The organism is Terrabacter sp. GCM10028922, assembly GCF_042666095.1.
GTDB lineage: Bacteria > Actinomycetota > Actinomycetes > Actinomycetales > Dermatophilaceae > Terrabacter.
Genome location: NZ_JBHTFG010000010.1, coordinates 486629 through 503202 on the forward strand (window position 1 = coordinate 486629; position 16574 = coordinate 503202).

12 protein-coding genes are annotated in these 16574 nt (G+C 71.1%); 8 read left to right on the forward strand and 4 right to left on the reverse strand.

Annotated elements, in window-relative coordinates; translation table 11 throughout:
• Position 1: 1 nt before the first annotated feature.
• On the reverse strand, positions 2-3424 hold the full coding sequence (locus ACFQU3_RS12935; protein WP_385910350.1) for a GH36-type glycosyl hydrolase domain-containing protein: 3423 nt from the start codon (positions 3422-3424) through the stop codon (positions 2-4).
• 178 nt (positions 3425-3602) lie between these two features.
• Between ACFQU3_RS12935 and ACFQU3_RS12940 the strand changes: the two genes are divergently transcribed.
• The 5 genes from ACFQU3_RS12940 to ACFQU3_RS12960 all read left to right on the forward strand — a co-directional run bounded on the left by ACFQU3_RS12940 (position 3603) and on the right by ACFQU3_RS12960 (position 10255).
• Positions 3603-5285, forward strand: coding sequence for an ABC transporter substrate-binding protein (locus ACFQU3_RS12940; protein ID WP_385910352.1), 1683 nt, complete (start codon positions 3603-3605; stop codon positions 5283-5285).
• Positions 5282-6271, forward strand: a complete 990-nt coding sequence (locus tag ACFQU3_RS12945; protein WP_385910354.1) for an ABC transporter permease — start codon at positions 5282-5284, stop codon at positions 6269-6271. The genes ACFQU3_RS12940 and ACFQU3_RS12945 overlap by 4 nt, the downstream gene beginning before the upstream one ends.
• Positions 6268-7200 carry an ABC transporter permease gene (locus tag ACFQU3_RS12950; protein ID WP_385910357.1) on the forward strand — a complete coding sequence of 311 codons (933 nt, stop codon included), beginning with the start codon at positions 6268-6270 and terminating at the stop codon, positions 7198-7200. Before ACFQU3_RS12945 ends, ACFQU3_RS12950 begins: the two co-directional genes overlap by 4 nt.
• Positions 7197-9050 (forward strand): dipeptide ABC transporter ATP-binding protein, encoded by a 1854-nt coding sequence (locus ACFQU3_RS12955; RefSeq protein ID WP_385910359.1) that lies wholly within the window; start codon positions 7197-7199, stop codon positions 9048-9050. Before ACFQU3_RS12950 ends, ACFQU3_RS12955 begins: the two co-directional genes overlap by 4 nt.
• 158 nt (positions 9051-9208) lie before the next feature.
• Complete coding sequence (locus tag ACFQU3_RS12960; protein WP_385910361.1) at positions 9209-10255, forward strand: LacI family DNA-binding transcriptional regulator; 1047 nt, start codon at positions 9209-9211, stop codon at positions 10253-10255.
• A 119-nt stretch (positions 10256-10374) separates the two neighbouring features.
• Here ACFQU3_RS12960 and ACFQU3_RS12965 read toward each other — a convergent pair whose 3' ends face one another.
• Entirely contained in the window at positions 10375-11490 is a 1116-nt protein-coding gene (locus ACFQU3_RS12965) for a carbohydrate kinase family protein (protein ID WP_385910363.1), read from the reverse strand.
• A gap of 152 nt (positions 11491-11642) precedes the next feature.
• On the opposite strand from ACFQU3_RS12965, the gene ACFQU3_RS12970 reads away from it, so the two are divergent.
• The 3 genes from ACFQU3_RS12970 to ACFQU3_RS12980 are packed head-to-tail and all read left to right on the forward strand — an operon-like array spanning position 11643 to position 14908.
• On the forward strand, positions 11643-13004 hold the full coding sequence (locus tag ACFQU3_RS12970) for a 6-phospho-beta-glucosidase (RefSeq protein WP_385910365.1): 1362 nt from the start codon (positions 11643-11645) through the stop codon (positions 13002-13004).
• A 34-nt stretch (positions 13005-13038) separates the two neighbouring features.
• On the forward strand, positions 13039-13644 hold the full coding sequence (locus ACFQU3_RS12975; RefSeq protein ID WP_385910367.1) for a TetR/AcrR family transcriptional regulator: 606 nt from the start codon (positions 13039-13041) through the stop codon (positions 13642-13644).
• 37 nt (positions 13645-13681) lie between these two features.
• A complete protein-coding gene (locus ACFQU3_RS12980; protein ID WP_385910369.1) occupies positions 13682-14908 on the forward strand; it encodes a glycosyltransferase in 1227 nt (408 codons plus the stop codon).
• On the opposite strand, the gene ACFQU3_RS12985 is transcribed toward ACFQU3_RS12980, so the two are convergent.
• Entirely contained in the window at positions 14898-15332 is a 435-nt protein-coding gene (locus tag ACFQU3_RS12985) for a hypothetical protein (RefSeq protein ID WP_385910371.1), read from the reverse strand. The two genes, ACFQU3_RS12980 and ACFQU3_RS12985, sit on opposite strands and share 11 nt — an antisense overlap.
• 74 nt (positions 15333-15406) lie before the next feature.
• Positions 15407-16474, reverse strand: coding sequence for a LacI family DNA-binding transcriptional regulator (locus ACFQU3_RS12990; protein WP_385910372.1), 1068 nt, complete (start codon positions 16472-16474; stop codon positions 15407-15409).
• Positions 16475-16574: the final 100 nt, after the last annotated feature.

Genomic DNA, 16574 nt, shown 5'->3' on the forward strand with positions numbered 1-16574 from the left:
GTCAGTGGGTCTCCACGTAGATCTCGGTGTCGGTGGGGTCGGCGGTGCTCCGGCCGGTGACGGGGCCTGCGACGAGGTCGGCGGCGCGCACGACCGCCCCCGCGCGCCGGTAGGGGTTGCGTATCGGTCGCAGGTCGAGCTCCCGGCCGCCCACCGTGACACGGCGCACGCCGTGACCCGCGTGGCCGACGACGTAGCGGACCGTGAGGTCGTGACCGCCGAGGGGCAGACGCGCGGTCAGCTCCGACGCGGACGAGCCCTCGCCCGGCGGCAGGACGGGGTCGATCTCGACGTCGTCGCCCCGCTGGCGGATGCCGAGCATCACCTCGGTCACGAGCCGCAGCACGAGCCCCGGCCCGGACGAGTAGACGCGCCACCCGCCCTCGAGCGGCACCTCGCCTGCCATGAGCGCGGCATACCTCTCCTGGGCGTCGTAGCGGTCGGCGAAGACGCCGTCGGACGAGGAGTAGTAGCACGTCGTCTGCCGCGGCCGGGCCTGCGGCACCACGGACCCGAGGCCGACGGGGCTCGACTTCGCGAGCGCGCGGAGCAGGCCCTCGCCGTCACCGACCCGGGCCAGCGCCTCGGCGTAGCGCAGGTGGGCGTGCATGTACATCAGCCCGATCTCGCGGCCCCAGAACGTGCTTGCCTCGGCGCGCTGGAAGACCGTCATCGGTCCGCCGACGTAGCGGACGGGACGGTCGAAGAGGCGCACGCCGTCGGGGCCGAGCAGGTGCTCCTCGATGAGGTCGAGGTGGTGGCGCGCCTGCTCCGGAGTCAACAGGTCTGCGCCGATGGCATGGATCCACGGCAGCACGCCGTAGCGCAGGCCGGTGCGCTCGTCGGTCGGGTGCACGAGCGGCTCGACCCGTCCGTCGTCGTGGTGGAGCAGGTAGCCGGGCAGCACCGGGTCGGATGCGAGCTGGTCGAGCAGCGCGTCGTGCGTGCGCTCGGCGAGGTCGTCGGCGTCGTCGGCGAGGCCCCCCGTGTCACCGGAGGCACCGACCGCGCGGAGGCCCTCCGCGAGGGTGCGCAGCGACTGCGTCTGGAGCACGGCGGTCCACGTCGACACGAGATGCGCGGCGAGGTGCGGGTCCGCGGGCTGGAGCGAGTCGTTCCAGTCGCCGTGGCCGTACGCCGGCAGCGGGCTCCCGGGGACCGTGCACTCCGTGATCCGGTCGACGGCGCGGCGCAGGTGCTCGGCGACCGTGGCGGGCTCGCCGAGCGCATCATCGCCGACGAAGGCGACGGTCTCGTCGAGCAGGCCCGCGTCCCCCGTCGTGCGGAGGTAGTCGCCGGCTGCCAGGACGGGCCAGAAGACGACGTCGCCGTGCGAGTCCTGCTGCCCCGACTCGCGCAGCGGTGGCAGGAACTCGAAGGCCTGCCCCCAGTCACCGCGGGCGTTCTGCGCGCGGAAGACGCGGAGCAGGACGTCGCGCACCGAGTCCTGGCGCCCGAGGGCGGTGAGCAGGCCGACCGGTCCCTGGCAGACGTCACGGGTGCCCCAGGCGCCGCCCGAGAACTGCTCGAGGCCGCGCGGCGACAGGTAGTGGACGAAGGCGTTGTGGGTGAACCACGGCAGGGCGGCGGAGAGGTGGTCCGCCTGCGCCCCGAGGTCGTGTCCGAGCTGCGCACTCTCGAGTGAGACGGCATGGGCGGCCTTGTCCCAGAAAGCCGCTCCGAGATGCTTGTCCGTGGGGGTCACCTCGCCTTCGGCCGCCTCTCCGGCGCCGGGAGCCGAGGCCACCACGAGGTCGAGCTGCTCGGCCGGCTCGAAGAGCACGGTGAGCCAGCCCGGCCCACGTGCGACGCCGTCCCCCTGCAGACGCGCGTCGCCGACGTCGGCGCTGCCGGGCCCGGTCCACGACATCCGCCACGGGCGCGGGTCGTGCGCGGTCGTGACGTCGACATGGTCGCCGGCGGTCGTCACCGAGGGGGCCGGTGTCAGGTCGTCGGCGACCTGCATCGCGAGAAGCACCCGTCGCGAGGGTGCGCCGCGCTGGCGCACGGAGAGGCGCAGGAGGTGCTCGGCGGCGGGGGCGCTCGAGGTCACGGTGAGCAGCGGGCCCGACTCGGCGGCATACCACCACGTGCAGTGGTCCAGGCCGGTGAACCATGCGCTCGGCGTCTCGAGGAGGCACCACGTGCCGTCGGGCGTCTCGACGAACAGGCGCACGCCGTGGGCGCGCTGGAGACCGAGGTAGGTGCGGCGCCCGGTGGCGAGCGGGTTGCGACCGACGTGGCCGCGCGTGACCTGTGAGTGGAAGGTGCCGGCCATCCAGACCGTCGAGGCGAGCGAGCGCGAGTCCGGGGTGAAGGTGTCGCCGGTGCGCAGGAGGTGCCCGTGAGGACGCAGGACGGCCAGCTCTTTCGCGGGCGTGACGAGCTCTCCGCCGTGGACGGCCCAGGCCAGCTCGGTCCCGGCGTCGGAGGTCTCGGTGCGTGTGCGACCGGCGAGCAGGTCTGCGGCGCCGAGCTCCTCCTGGGTGAGCGCTCGGGACGGGAACGCCGGGCTGGAGGACCACAGCGTGGCCGGTGTCGGCCGGCCCGTTGCGCGGTCGCCCGGCTCCGGGTCCTCTGCCGGGATCGCCGCGACCGCGACGTCGGCCCAGCGCGCGTCGTCGTCGGAGGTCGCCGCGGGATGGTCCTCGAGGGCGATGCCCCAGAAGCCGGTGCGGTGGGTGCTGCCGGGTGCGATCTCGACGGGCGCGTCCTGGAGGGCGATGAGCGAGTGCTCGTGCTGGAGCCGACGCGAGGGCAGCTCGGCCGCGTCGAGGCCGCTCCACACGACGCCGCGCTCGGTGCGCTCGACCACCTGGAGGGCGTCGGTCGACCAGCCGGCGCCGGTGCCGACGGTGCCGACCATGAGCCACGGCGCGCGTTCGCCCGGCATGTTCTGGCGCACGGCGACCGCGGTGCCGTGCCCTGACGTCGCAACCGGCGTGATGTCGAGGTACTGGCTCACGTAGTACTCGTTGATGCGAACGTTCGCGAGGGGCGCGAGCGCGGGGTCGTGGGTCAGCACGACGTCGGCAGTGACCGGCTCGTCGGACGAGTTCGTCAGCTCGACGTCCCAGTGCCAGGTCGGCGCGTCGGCCGAGCCGTCGCCGAGCCGCAGCGAGAGTCGGTAGGCGAGCGCCTCGTGGCTGCCGGTCAGGACGACGGCCTGCCCGACGCGAGTCACGACCGACCCGCTCCCCGGCCCGAGGAGTGCCATCCGGCGGGTGCCGTCCGGCCGGTGCACGCGGAGGTGGATGTTCGTCAGACCCGCCTCCGCGACCGTCGCAGGGTGGAGCAGCAGGCTCGTGCCGAAGGCCTCGAGGCGCCGCAGCGCACCGTTGTCGAGGACCTCGGCGACGAGGCCCGAGCGGCTCTCCAGGATGGAGACCGTGGGCGCGGTCAGGACGGCGTTGTCGTCGAGCACCATTCATTCCTACCAGCGGCCCCGTTTGCACTCCAGAGTGAATCCCCTTGAAAACAAATGAAAGTCAGGGCACGCACGACGAACCCTATGAAAGTACTTACATGCCTCAAGAGCGTTGACACCGGTCATTCGCCCGCGCCTACTCTGGCGGAAATCCCGCCCCCGACGGAGGTCCGCAATGACGCCGACTCGTACGAAGCCCACGCTGATCGTGACCGGCCTGACCGCCGTCCTCGCCCTGACCGGCTGCGCCGGCAGCGCCAAGCAGAAGGAGAGCGACGGGAGTGCGGGTACCGGCGGGATGATCGCCCAGCTGACGTTCCCGTCGGATGCCGACGCGACCGTCGGCGGACTCGTCAACTACAACCCGAACTCCCCCAAGCCGCTCACGTCCAACTGGCTCTACGAGCCGCTCATCGTGCGCAACAACCTCACGTGCGAGGAGACGCCGTGGCTCGCCACGAAGGCCACGTGGGAGGGAGCCACGAAGCTGACGCTCGACATCCGTGAGGGCGTGAAGTGGAGCGACGGCAAGCCCTTCACCGCCAAGGACGTCGCTTTCACCTTCAACCTCGGCAAGCAGTACCCGGCGATCGACAAGGCCGGTGTCTGGAACGACACGTTCGGTGCGCCGGCGAAGTCCGTCACCGCCCAGGGCAACCAGGTCGTCTTCGAGTTCAGCGGCAACGCGGCCCCGAAGTACGACGGCATCATCTCGACGAAGATCCTGCCCGAGCACTACTACTCGAAGGTCGGGGACCCGTCGAAGTACGTCGACAAGACGCCGGTCTTCACCGGTCCGTTCACGATCGGCAGCTACAACGGCCGACGCCTCGTCCTCGAGCGGCGCCCGGACTACTGGCAGGCCGACAAGATCAAGGTGGGCAAGCTCGTCCTCGAGGGCAACTACGACGCCTCGCAGGCGGCCCTCAAGCTGCGCTCCGGCCAGCTCGACGCGTACTGGGGCGAGGTGCCCAACCCGAAGAAGACGTTCGTCGACGCGGACCCGAAGACCAACCACCTCTACTACGCCCCCAACGGCATGACGGTCCTCACGGGCCAGGACCAGAAGCCGCCGTTCAACGACCCGAAGTTCCGCGAGGCGATCAGCTACGCGATGGACAAGGAGGGGATGTCGGTCAAGGCGACCTACGGGATCATGAAGCCGGCCAGCCAGACCGGTCTCAAGCTGCCCTCCATGGAGAAGCTGCTGCCGGAGAAGTACGCCGGTCAGGACACCGTCATCCCCTACGACGTCGCCAAGGCGAACCAGCTGCTCGACGCGGCCGGCTACAAGAAGGGCGCCGACGGCAAGCGCACGATGCCCGACGGCTCGCCGCTCGCCGTGAACTTCTCGGTGCAGGCCGGGTGGATCGACTACCAGGCCGTCGCGGACGTCGTCGCCAAGGGCCTGAACGACGCGGGGGTCGCGACCAAGGTCACCGCCTCGGCCCCGGACTCGGTCGACGGCCAGAAGAAGACGGGCGACTTCCAGCTCATGCTCGAGTACCTCCACGGTGGCTGCGAGCTCGCCAAGAACATCGGCGCCAAGCTGTCGAGCAAGCAGTTCCCCACGGCGACCGAGATCCTGCCCAACGTCGGCCGGTTCAGCGACCCCAGCGTCGACCAGGCCGTGACGAACCTGTCGCAGTCGACCGAGGAGACCGACCAGAAGAAGTACCTCGGTGAACTGGTCGACACGATGATGACGTCGTACCCCGTGACCCCGCTCATCTACGCCCCGGCCCGCATCCTCTACCGCACGGACAAGGCGGTCGGCTGGCCCAGCGAGCAGGACCCGTACGCCAACCCCTCTGACGACCGGCTCCTCGTCATCACACGCCTGACCGCGCCGAAGTGAAGTACGTCGCTCGGAAGTTCGGCTTCTTCGTCGCAACGCTCTGGGCCGTGGTGACGCTGAACTTCCTCATCCCCCGTCTCCAGCCGGGTGACCCTGCGGAGATCATGGTCAAGAAGCTGGCCGGCAAGGACGCACAGCTCGACCCGGCACAGGTGCGCGCCATGCGCGCCATGCTCGGCGCCCCCGACGGCTCGATGATCCAGCAGTACGGGACGTACCTCGGCGAGCTCGGGCGCGGCAACTTCGGGCTGTCGTACAGCTACTACCCCTTCAAGGTCACCGAGGTCATCGGCCAGGCGTTCTGGTGGACGGTCATCCTCGTCACCGTCACGCAGGTGCTCTCCTTCGTGGTCGGTGTCGTCCTCGGGGCGTATGCCGCGTGGCGGCGCAACTCGCGCTTCGACTCCGTCGTGACCCTGGGCTCCACGTTCCTCGGCACGCTCCAGCCGTTCTGGATCGCCCTGCTGCTGCTCTACGTCTTCGGCTACAGCCTCGGCTGGTTCCCGACGTCGGGCGGCTACGAGGAGTCGACACCGGGCCTCAACTTCGCCTTCGTCCAGGAGGCGGTGTCGCACTCGTTCCTGCCGGCTCTCGCGCTGCTCATCGTCACGCCCATCGGCTGGATCCTCGGCATGCGCAACACGATGATCATGAACCTCGGCGAGGACTACATCCGGCTCGCCAAGGCCAAGGGCCTGCCCGACCGCGTCGTCGCCCTGAAGTACGCCGCCCGCAACGCCCTGCTCCCGAGCGTCACCGGCTTCGCCCTGGCCCTCGGCGGCGTGCTGGGTGGCGCCATCCTCGTCGAGCAGGCCTTCGACTACCCGGGCCTCGGCCGGCTCATGGGTGAGGCGGTCGAGAACAAGGACTACCCGCTCCTGCAGACCCTGATGCTGCTGACGACCGTCGGCGTGCTCGTGGCGAACCTCGTCGCCGACCTGCTCTACGGAGTGCTCGACCCGCGCGCGAGGAGGGCGCAGTCATGACCACCACCCCCGCGAAAGACGTCATGGCAGAAGGCGACTCGGCACAGGCCCTCACTGTCGAGCAGGTCTCGGACGCGGGCCGCCCCGACCGCTGGTGGGAGGTCGTCTGGAGCAGCAGGAAGGCCCGCGTCGGCGTCGTCATCGTCGCCGTCTACGTCATCGTCGCCGTCTTCGCCCCCCTCATCGCGCGGCACGACCCGCTCGACTCGTCGTTCACACCGCTTGCCGATGCCAGTGGCGAGAACTGGCTCGGCACGACGACCGACGGCCGCGACATCGCGTCGCAGCTCATCTACGGGACACGGATCTCCTTGCTGGTCGGACTCTTCGGCGGCCTCCTGGCGACGATCATCTCCCTCGTCATCGGCATGGTGTCGGGCTACGCCGAGGGCACGATCGTCGACGACGTCCTGTCGTTCGTCACGAACGTCGCGCTCGTCATCCCGGCCCTGCCGCTCATCATCACGCTCGTCGCCTACTCCGAGGTGCGTGGCGTCTGGCTCATCGTGTTCGTCATCGCGATCACGTCATGGGCAGGTGGCGCGCGCGCCAAGCGTGCGCAGATCATCACCCTGCGCAACCGCGACTTCGTGACGGCGGCGAAGTTCTCCGGCGAGGGCACGACGCGCATCATCTTCCGGGAGATCATGCCCAACATGAGCTCGCTCGTGGCGGCGGCCTTCGTCGGCGCCGCCACCGGGGCGATCGGTGCCGAGGCGGGCCTCGCGGTCCTCGGTCTCGGTGACACGCAGAGCGTCTCGTGGGGCACGATGCTCTACCAGGCCAACGCCCAGGGCGCGATCACGCAGGGGCTCTGGCTGTGGGTCTTCGTGCCCGGCCTCGTCCTCGCGATCCTCATCACCGGCATGTCGTTCATCAACTTCGGTGTCGACCTGCTGAGCAACCCGCACCTCCGGGAGGACGCATGAGCCTGCTCGACGTGTCGGACCTGTCGGTCCGCTACGAGCCGAGGTCACACCGGCCGCTCGACGCCGTCCGGGACGTCAGCTTCTCGATCGAGCCCGGCGAGTTCGTCGGCCTCATCGGCGAGTCCGGCTCGGGCAAGACCACGCTGGGCACTGCGCTGCTGCGCCTGCTCCAGCGACCGGGCCGCATCAGCGGCGGCAGCATCACCTTCGACGGCACCGACATCACGCACCTGCCGGAGGACGACCTGCGTGACCTGCGCTGGCGCGACATCTCGACCGTCTTCCAGAGCAGCATGAACGCGCTCAACCCCGTGACGCGGGTGCAGGCGCAGTTCCGCGACGTCATCGAGCAGCACTCGACGCTCCGGGGCGAGGCCGTGACGAAGCGGATCCGCGAGCTGTTCGACATGGTCATCATCGACCACCGGTTCATCTCAGCCTTCCCGCACGAGCTGTCCGGCGGCATGCGCCAGCGCGTCAACCTCGCACTCGCGCTCGCCCTCGAGCCGAAGTTCGTCCTCCTCGACGAGCCGACGACCGGCCTCGACGTCGTCGTGCAGCACTCGATCCTCGAGAACGTCCGCCGCCTCCAGGCGGAGCAGGGCTTCGCGGTGCTGTTCATCAGCCACGACATCGGCACGGTGCTCGACCTCTCCGACCGGATCCTCGTCATGTATGCCGGCCGCGTCGTAGAGGAGCAGCCGGCCGCTGCGCTCCTGCGCGATCCGCTCCACCCGTACTCGAAGGGTCTGCTCGGGTCGTACGGCGACCCGCGCGCCGAGACCGTGCGGATCACCTACGTGCCGGGCCGGCCGCCGGACCTCAGCCTCCCGATCGTCGGCTGCAGCTTCGCCCCGCGCTGCCCCGAGCGGATCGCCCGGTGCACCGAGGTCGACCCGCCGCTCGTGCCGCTGGGCGCCGGCCGGGCCGCGTGCCACGTCGCCCGGCTCCAGCGCGAGGAGGGCGGTGCCGGCGAGCACGGCGAGCCCAAGCGCACCTTCGACGGCCCGCAGTTCGTCAAGACCGCCGAGGAGTCGACGCGCGCGCTGCGCGGCGACGTCGTGCTCACCGTCGACCACGTCTCGAAGGTGTTCACCCGTCGCCGTGGCCTCACCGTCCAGCACACCGAGGCGGTGACCGACGCGAGCTTCGTCCTGCGCAAGGGCGAGGTGACGGCCCTCGTCGGACAGAGCGGCAGCGGCAAGTCGACGCTGGCTCGGATGATCACCGGCGTCGACAGCCCGACGTCCGGCCGGATCGTGTTCCACGGCCCCAGGGGTGACCAGGAGGTGGCCGGCTTCCGCGGACGTTCGCTGCGCGACTACCGCAGCGACGTCCAGATGGTCTTCCAGGACCCGTACAGCTCGATCAACCCGGCGAAGCGGCTCGGCTACATCCTGGCCCGGCCGCTGGCCAACTACCACGGCCTCAGGGGCGAGGCCCTGCGTGGCCGGGTCGAGGAGCTGCTCGAGACCGTGGCCCTCACGCCGGCGGGCCGGTTCGTCAACCGGTACGGCTACGAGCTCTCCGGAGGCCAGCGCCAGCGCGTCGTCATCGCCAAGGCGCTGGCGGTGGAGCCCGAGATCATCGTCGCCGACGAGCCGATCTCGAGCCTCGACGTGTCGATCCGCGCCGAGATCCTCGAGCTGCTGAACGACCTCGTCCAGACGAAGGACGTCGGCATCCTCTACATCACCCACGACCTGCTCAGTGCGCGGATGCTCGCCGACGAGGTCATCGTGCTCAACAACGGTCGGGTCGTGGAGCAGGGGCAGACCCTTGCGGTGATCCGCTCGCCGCAGGACGCGTACACCCGCACGCTCATCGAGGCGATCCCCAACCCGTTCTGAGCCGCGCGCTCGCTCGGCGAGGCTCCACCGACGAAGCCCCACGCCGAACCCATGCCCCGGCATGGGTTCGGCGTCGCCGTCGGCCTCCACGCCCCGTGTGCCCGGCTTGTGCACGTTCGCGGTGGAGTGCACAGTTGAGCCGGCGAGAAGGAGCCTCGGTGTCGACAGAGCACGATGACGCGCGACCGGTCACGATCTACACCGTGGCCGAGCGGGCCGGCGTGTCCATCGCCACGGTCTCGCGCGTGCTCAGCGGGTCCACCCCGGCGTCCGCGATCACGCGCCAGCGGGTGCTGCGGGCGGTGGAGGACCTCGAGTACGTCCCGCTGCGCGCAGGGCGCGCGGTCGACGTGCCGTCCCACGAGACGCACGGGTTGGTGCTCCCGGGACTTCGCGGGCCCTACTACTCAGAGCTGCTGTCGGGCTTCGAGGTGACGGCCGCGCAGGCCGGCCAGTCGACCGTCGTCGTCGTGTGCGACGCCTCGAAGGACGCCGAGGCAGCGGTACGCAAGATCCTCGGCCGGGTCGACGGCATCGTCATCGCCAACGACACGGTCAGCGACTCGATGGTGCGCCAGATCGTGCGCTCGACGCCGACCGTGCTCGTCGCCCGTGACGCCATCGAGGGGTGCGACTCCGTGCAGGTCGAGAACTTCATCAGCTCGGCCGATCTGACGCGGCACCTGCTCGAGCACGGTCGCAGACGCCTTGTCTTCGTGGGCGATCCGGACGCCTCGCACGACATCTCGGAGCGCTACCGCGGGTTCCTGCACGCACTCACGCACCAGCGCGGCGCGGAGGTGGCCGAGCCGATCCGGGTCGAGTACGAGGAGACGTCAGCCCGACGTGTCATGGACGGGCTGAGACACGCGGAGGCCTCAGGCGCGGACATCGACGGCATCGTGTGCGCCAACGACGAGCTCGCGCTCGCGACGATGGTGCTCCTCGGCCGCGAGGGCCTCCGGGTGCCCGACGACGTCGCCGTCGTCGGCTTCGACGACATCATGACCTCGCGCTACCTCGCGCCCGGTCTGACGACGGTGCAGCAGCCGATGCGTGAGCTCGGACGGTGGGCCGCCATCCGGCTCCACGAGCGCATCGCCGGCCGGACGTTCGACGTGCACCCCCAGGTGCTGCCGACACGCCTCGTCGTGCGCGGGTCGTGCGGCTGCGACTGGGACCAGACCTCGGTCGTCGGGGCCTGAGCGCCGCGGCCAGACGTGTGCGTGGCCGGGCTTTCGCGCACAGACCGCGGTTGGTGGCACGGGCGGCCGTGCCACCAGCAGGCCATGACACGAGACGCAGCCCGTGACTCGAGTGCGGTTCAGAAGGGTTCGACGTCGGCGCGGCGCGCGATCGTCGCCGTCGCGCGGCGGCACGCCATGACCGGGACCCGCGGCACGATGTCGTCGAGGAAGGCGAAACGTCGCCGGAGCGAGCGATGGTACGCGTCGCCGCTCGTGTCGGCGACGAGCGCGGTCCACCAGTCCGCCAGGTCGCCCCACCCCGGGGCCGCGAGCGAGCCGCCGTACTGCTGCATCGCGAGCCCCGCGCACAGGCTGGCGAATGTCATCCGCTGCTCGAGCGGCCACTCGGCGAGCGTCCCGACGAGCAGGGCTGCGCCGAACACGTCGCCGGCCCCGGTCGGGTCGACCTCGTGCACACGCAGGGACGGCACCCGGGCCTCCTCGCCGGTGCGGGCGTCGATCCCGAGCGCGCCGTCGGCGCCGTCGGTGACGACGGCGACCGGCACGCGGTCCGCGAGCGCGTAGACGGCCTCGACCGGGGTCCTCGTGCCGGTGTAGGCCATCGCCTCGACGGCGTTCGGCATGAAGACGTCACACCGCTCCAGCCGCTCGAGCACGTGCGGCGACCACCGCTCGTTCGGGTCCCAGCCGACGTCGGCGAAGACGATCGCGCCGCGCTCGCGGGCCTGGTCGACCCAGGTCGGCCCCGTGGCGCCGAACGCCTCGTCCTCGGCGAGGTCGACCATGATCGCCCGTGATCTCGGCGGCGTGCCGATGAGCTCGCTCGCCCCCACGGGCGACGGGTGTCCGTGCGAGACCATGCTGCGGTCGCGGTCGACCGACATCGACACCGTGACGGGGCTGTGCCAGTCGGCGAACCGGCGGCTCCGGGCGAGGTCGATGCCCTCCTGCTGCTCCAGCGTGCGCCAGCAGAAGTCGCCGTAGTCGTCGTCGCTGAAGGCCGCCGCCAGGCCCGTGCGCAGCCCGAGCCGCCGCGTGGCGACGGCGAGGTTGGCGATGCCTCCGGGGCACGAGGCGAGGCCCTCGGCCCAGACCTCGGTGCCCGGCTTGGGCGCGGTCGGCAGCCCGGCGAAGATCATGTCGAGGAAGACGGTGCCCCACACGAACACGTCGAGCTGCGGGTCGTCGTCGGTGCGACGCGACGCCAGCGGGTCGAACGTGTGGTGCGGCACGCCCCCATGATCGCGCACCCTCGTGCGCGACTCGCGGGTTTTCCGGTGCTGCCGGCGAGCATCCACGCCGACGTATGCCGTCACCCGTGCTCCGCTCGCGCGTCGGGTGAGCGCTTCGTCCCGCCTTGGTACGGTCCGGGGGTGGTGCTGCCATGAAGCTCGTCATCCTCGGCGGCGGTGGGTTCCGCGTGCCGCTCGTGCACGGGGCGCTGCTGCACGACACGGCCGAGCGCCGGGTCACGGAGGTGGTCCTGCACGACACCGACCCGTCCCGTCTCGACGTGATGCGCCAGGTGCTCGCCCAGCAGGCGGAGAAGTACGCGTCCGCCGGGGTCGCGCCGCCCACGGTCTCGGCGACGACCGACCTCGACATGGCACTCACGGGCTCCGACTTCGTCTTCTCGGCGATGCGGGTCGGTGGTCTCGAGGGACGGACGGTCGACGAGCTGCTGGCCCTCGACCTCGGGCTCCTCGGCCAGGAGACGACCGGCCCCGGTGGGGTCGGCTACGGCCTGCGCACCGTGCCCGTCGCGCTCGACGTCGCGCGTCGGGTCCAGCACCTCGCGCCCGACGCGTGGGTCATCAACTTCACCAACCCGGCCGGCCTGGTGACCCAGGCGATGCAGTCGGTGCTCGGCGACCGGGTCGTCGGCATCTGCGACTCGCCACTCGGGCTCGCCAAGCGCGCGGCCGCCGCCCTGGGCCATGACCTCGGCGACCTCGACATCGACTACGCCGGGCTCAACCACCTCGGCTGGCTCACGGGCCTGCGGCTGGAGGGCCGTGACCTGCTGCCCGACCTGCTCACCGACGACGCCGCGCTCGCGGGCATCGAGGAGGGCCACCTCTTCGGCACGGACTGGCTCCGGTCGCTCGGTGCACTGCCCAACGAGTACCTGTACTACTACTACTTCACGCGTGACGCGATCGCCCAGATCGCCGGTGCGCCGCAGACCCGTGGCGAGTACCTCGTCGCCCAGCAGGCCGACTTCTACCCCGCCGTCGCCAGACACCCCGGTGAGGCGTGGGACCGGTGGGATGCCGTGCGCCGCGAGCGCAACGCGACGTACATGCAGGAGACGCGCGAGGCCGACGACGGCGAGTCGCACGAGCGGTCCGAGGCCGACGTCGAGGGCGGCGGCTACGAGGGAGTCGCGCTCGCCCTCATGGCCGCGATCGCGCGCGACGAGCCGGCACGCCTGATCCTCAACGTGCGCAACCGCGGCACCGTGGCCTGCCTCCCCGACGACGCCGTCGTCGAGGTGCCGTGCCGGGTCGATGCGTCGGGCCCGGTGCCGGTCGCGGTCGGTCCGCTGCCCGGTCATGCGCTCGGGCTGGCGCAGCAGGTCAAGGCGGTCGACGAGCTCGTGATCAGGGCGGCGGTCGAGCAGTCGAGATCGCTTGCGGTGCAGGCGTTTGCGCTCCACCCGCTCGTCGACTCGGTCACGGTCGCGCGGGAGCTGCTTGCGGCATACGGCCGGCGGCTCCCGGAGTTCTACTCGAGGTTGCGGTAGACACGTCCAACATATTGGAGTTAACCTCGTTAACATGAAAAGCGAGGGAGGCCAAGGCGGTCGTGGCTACGTCATGCGCGAGCGTGCGCGGTCCACGGCCGAGACGGGCGAGCGCATCCTCGACGCGACGGCAGCGCTGTTCCTCGAGGTGCCGTACCCCCAGCTCACCCTCGCCTCCGTCGCTGCCCGTGCCGGGGTCACGGTCCAGACGGTGATCCGCCGCTTCGGCGACAAGGAGGGCCTGGTCGCGGCCGCCGCAGCGCGGGGCACTGACGCCGTGCGTGCACAGCGCATGACCGCGCCCATCGGCGACCTGCCGGGCATCGTCGACAACGTCGTCGAGCACTACGAGACGACCGGCGACGTGGCGCTGCGGCTGCTCGCCGAGGAGGAGTCGTCGCCCACCATCGGGGACATCACGGCGAGGGCTCGGGCCCTGCACCGTGAGTGGTGCGCGCACGTCTTCGCGCCCCAGCTGTCGGGGCTGACGGGGGTCGAGCACGACCGCCGACTTGCCCAGTTCGTCGCCGTGTGCGACGTCTACACCTGGAAGCTGCTGCGCCGCGACGCCGGCCTCAGCAGGCGCCAGCTCACCACCGCGCTGCTCGAGCTGCTCGAGCCGTTCACCACCGAGCGCTGACGCCGCACGCGTCACGCCCATGCCCGGGAGGGGCCCCATGTCCACCGTTCTCGCCTACACCTCTCCAGCCCTCGGTCACCTGTTCCCGATGACGCCGCTGCTGCTCGAGCTGCGTGACCGCGGCCACGACGTCCACGTGCGCACCCTCGGTTCGCACGTCGACCTCCTGCGCTCCCTCGGCCTGTCCGCTGAGCCGCTCGACCCTGCCATCGGGAAGATCGTCCACGCGGACTGGGAGGCCAGAGGCCCCAGGCAGGCCCTCGAGCTGACGGTGCGCACCTTCTGCGAACGTGCGGCCCTCGAGGCTCCCGACCTCGAGCGCGCCATCGGGCAGGTGCACCCCGACGTCGTCATCGTCGACATCAACGCCTGGGGTGCCTCGCTGGTGGCGGAGGCGTGGGGCGGGCCCTGGATCTTCTTCAGCCCGTACACGCCACCGCTCCGGTCACGCGGCACCCCGCCGTTCGGTCCCGGCCTGATGCCGATGGCAGGGCCTCTCGGCCGGCTGCGTGACGCCCTCCTGCGGCCGCTCGTCCTGGGCGCAGCGGAGAAGGCGATGGTGCCGCGGATCAACGCGCTGCGTGCTCCCCGTGGCCTGGCCCCCATCGACACCGCCGACGCCTTCTTCCGGCGCGCGGACGCCCTGCTCGTCACGACCGCCGAGCCGTTCGAGTACCGCCACGACGACTGGGGTGACGGCGTGACGATGATCGGCGCGCTCCCGTGGGAGCCACCGGCTGAGGTGCCCGACTGGCTCGACGAGATCGAGGGTCCGGTCGCGCTCGTGACGACGTCGTCGGAGTACCAGGCCGACGAGGCCCTGGTCCGGGCCGCGGTCGAGGGCCTCGCGGGCGAGCCCTGGACGGTCGTCGCGACGATGCCGGCCGGCGTCAGCGCCCCTGACGACCTGCCCGCCAACGTCCGTGTCGTCGAGTTCGTCCCTCACGGCACCGTCCTCGACCGGGCTGTCGTCGCCGTCACCCATGGCGGCATGGGCGCGACCCAGAAGGCCCTGGCGCGCGGCATACCTGTGTGCGTCGTTCCCTTCGGGCGCGACCAGCTCGAGGTCGCGGCCCGGGTCGTCCACGCGGGCGCCGGCACCAAGCTCACCCCGCGACGTCTCACGGCCGAGACGCTGCGCGACGCCGTCCGGGAGGCCGCGACGCGCGCAGAGGGTGCGCGGCGGGTCGCCTCGGGGTACGCCGCTGCGGGCGGTGCAGCCGCCGGTGCCGACCGCGTGGAGCGCGTCCTCGTCAGGCGGTGACGAGGCCGATCCCGAGCGTCGTCAGGGAGATCGCGAGGAGAACGGCGCCCCCGAACACGAGGCCGATGAGCCGGTTCGGGCGGTCCCGGCCGGCGCCCATCGAGGAGAAGAAGAAGCCGCCCGGCATGAGCAGGGCCGACGCCGCGACGCCGGAGCGCGCCAGCCACTCCCAACCACCGGTCAAGCCACTGTGGTCGACGAGGAGCTGGCAGATGAGCGCGAGCAGCAGCAGCACGCCGGCGTGGGCATGGCCGGCGCGGGCGAACTTCTCCTGGAAGGCGGTCGTGCCGGCGCGTCCCGTCACGACCTTCACCAGGTAGAGCCCGCCGGTCTCGACCGTGACGAGCGCGAGCAGCAGGATGCCGGCGAGCGTGCGCGAGGCGTCGGACAGGTGACGGCGTCCATGAAGAGCTCCTTGAAGCATTGGATAGTGAGGCTGTCCAATAATGGATAGTTCCGCTATCCAATGTCAAGGACGTAGACGAGCCGCGGTGCGGGTCAGGAGGGGGAGATCTCGCCCGACCCGCGGAGGACCAGCGTCGGCTCGATGATGACGCGGCGCGGGGGCGCCGTGTCGCCGGCGATCCGCGCGAAGAGCAGCCGGCCGACCTCGGCGCCGATCTGGGCGACGTTCTGCCGCACGACCGTGAGGGCGGGATCGAGCAGGTCGGCAAGAGGGAAGTCGTCGAAGCCGACGACAGCGACCCGGTGCGCGAGCCCGAGCGAGCGAAGGGCCCGTACCGCCCCGACGGCCAGGTCGTTGCGGCCGGCGAAGACGGCGGTGGGCGCCGGACCCGACCGGTGGTAGAGCGCGCGCACCGCCTGCTCGGCATCCTCGGGAGTGCGCAGGTCGCTCACCTCGAGCTGCTCGGCGGCCGGGATCCCCGCCGTGCCCATCGCGTCGCGATAGCCTCGCAGGCGGTCGCCGGCCGTCTGGATGGCCCCGAGGTCGCTCAGCACGACGATGCGTCGGTGGCCATGGGCGAGCAGGTGCTCGACGGCATGCCGGGACCCGAGGACGTTGTCGACGGTGACGGAGTCGGCGTCGACGCCGTGCGGCACGCGGTCGACGAAGACGGTCGGCAGCCCGGCTCGGAGCTCGGCCGCGAGGTACTCCTGACGAGACGTCGCCGGCATGAGCACCAGTCCGTCGACCCGCCGGGCGACGAAGGCCTTCACGAGGGCGCGCTCACGCTCGGGCTCCTCGTCGAGACTGGCCGCGAGCACCGCGGTCGAGTGCCCTCGCGCGACGTCCTCGAGCGAACGGAGCAGGCTGGCGGAGAAGCTGTTGCTGATGTCCTGGAACAGGGCGGCGATCGTTCCGGTGCGTCCGCTCGTGCGCCGGAGGTTGCTCGCGTGGACGTTGTGGCTGTAGTCGAGGCGGGCCGCGGCGCGGTTGACGCGCTCGCGCACCTGCTGCGAGACGCCGGGCTCGTCGTTCACCACGCGTGAGACGGTCTTGATGCTCACCCCCGACAGCGCTGCGACGTCCTTCATCGTCGCTCGCGCCACGGTCGGCGGGGCGACCTCGTCTGACGGCGGGGCCGCCTCCGGATCAGATGACATCGTTGTCTCATCCACGTTGCGATTTGTAGCCCATCACTTGACGTCACGGCAAGGGGGCGCCTATAACCGGACCTGACAACGTTGTCACAAGGCGACGTCA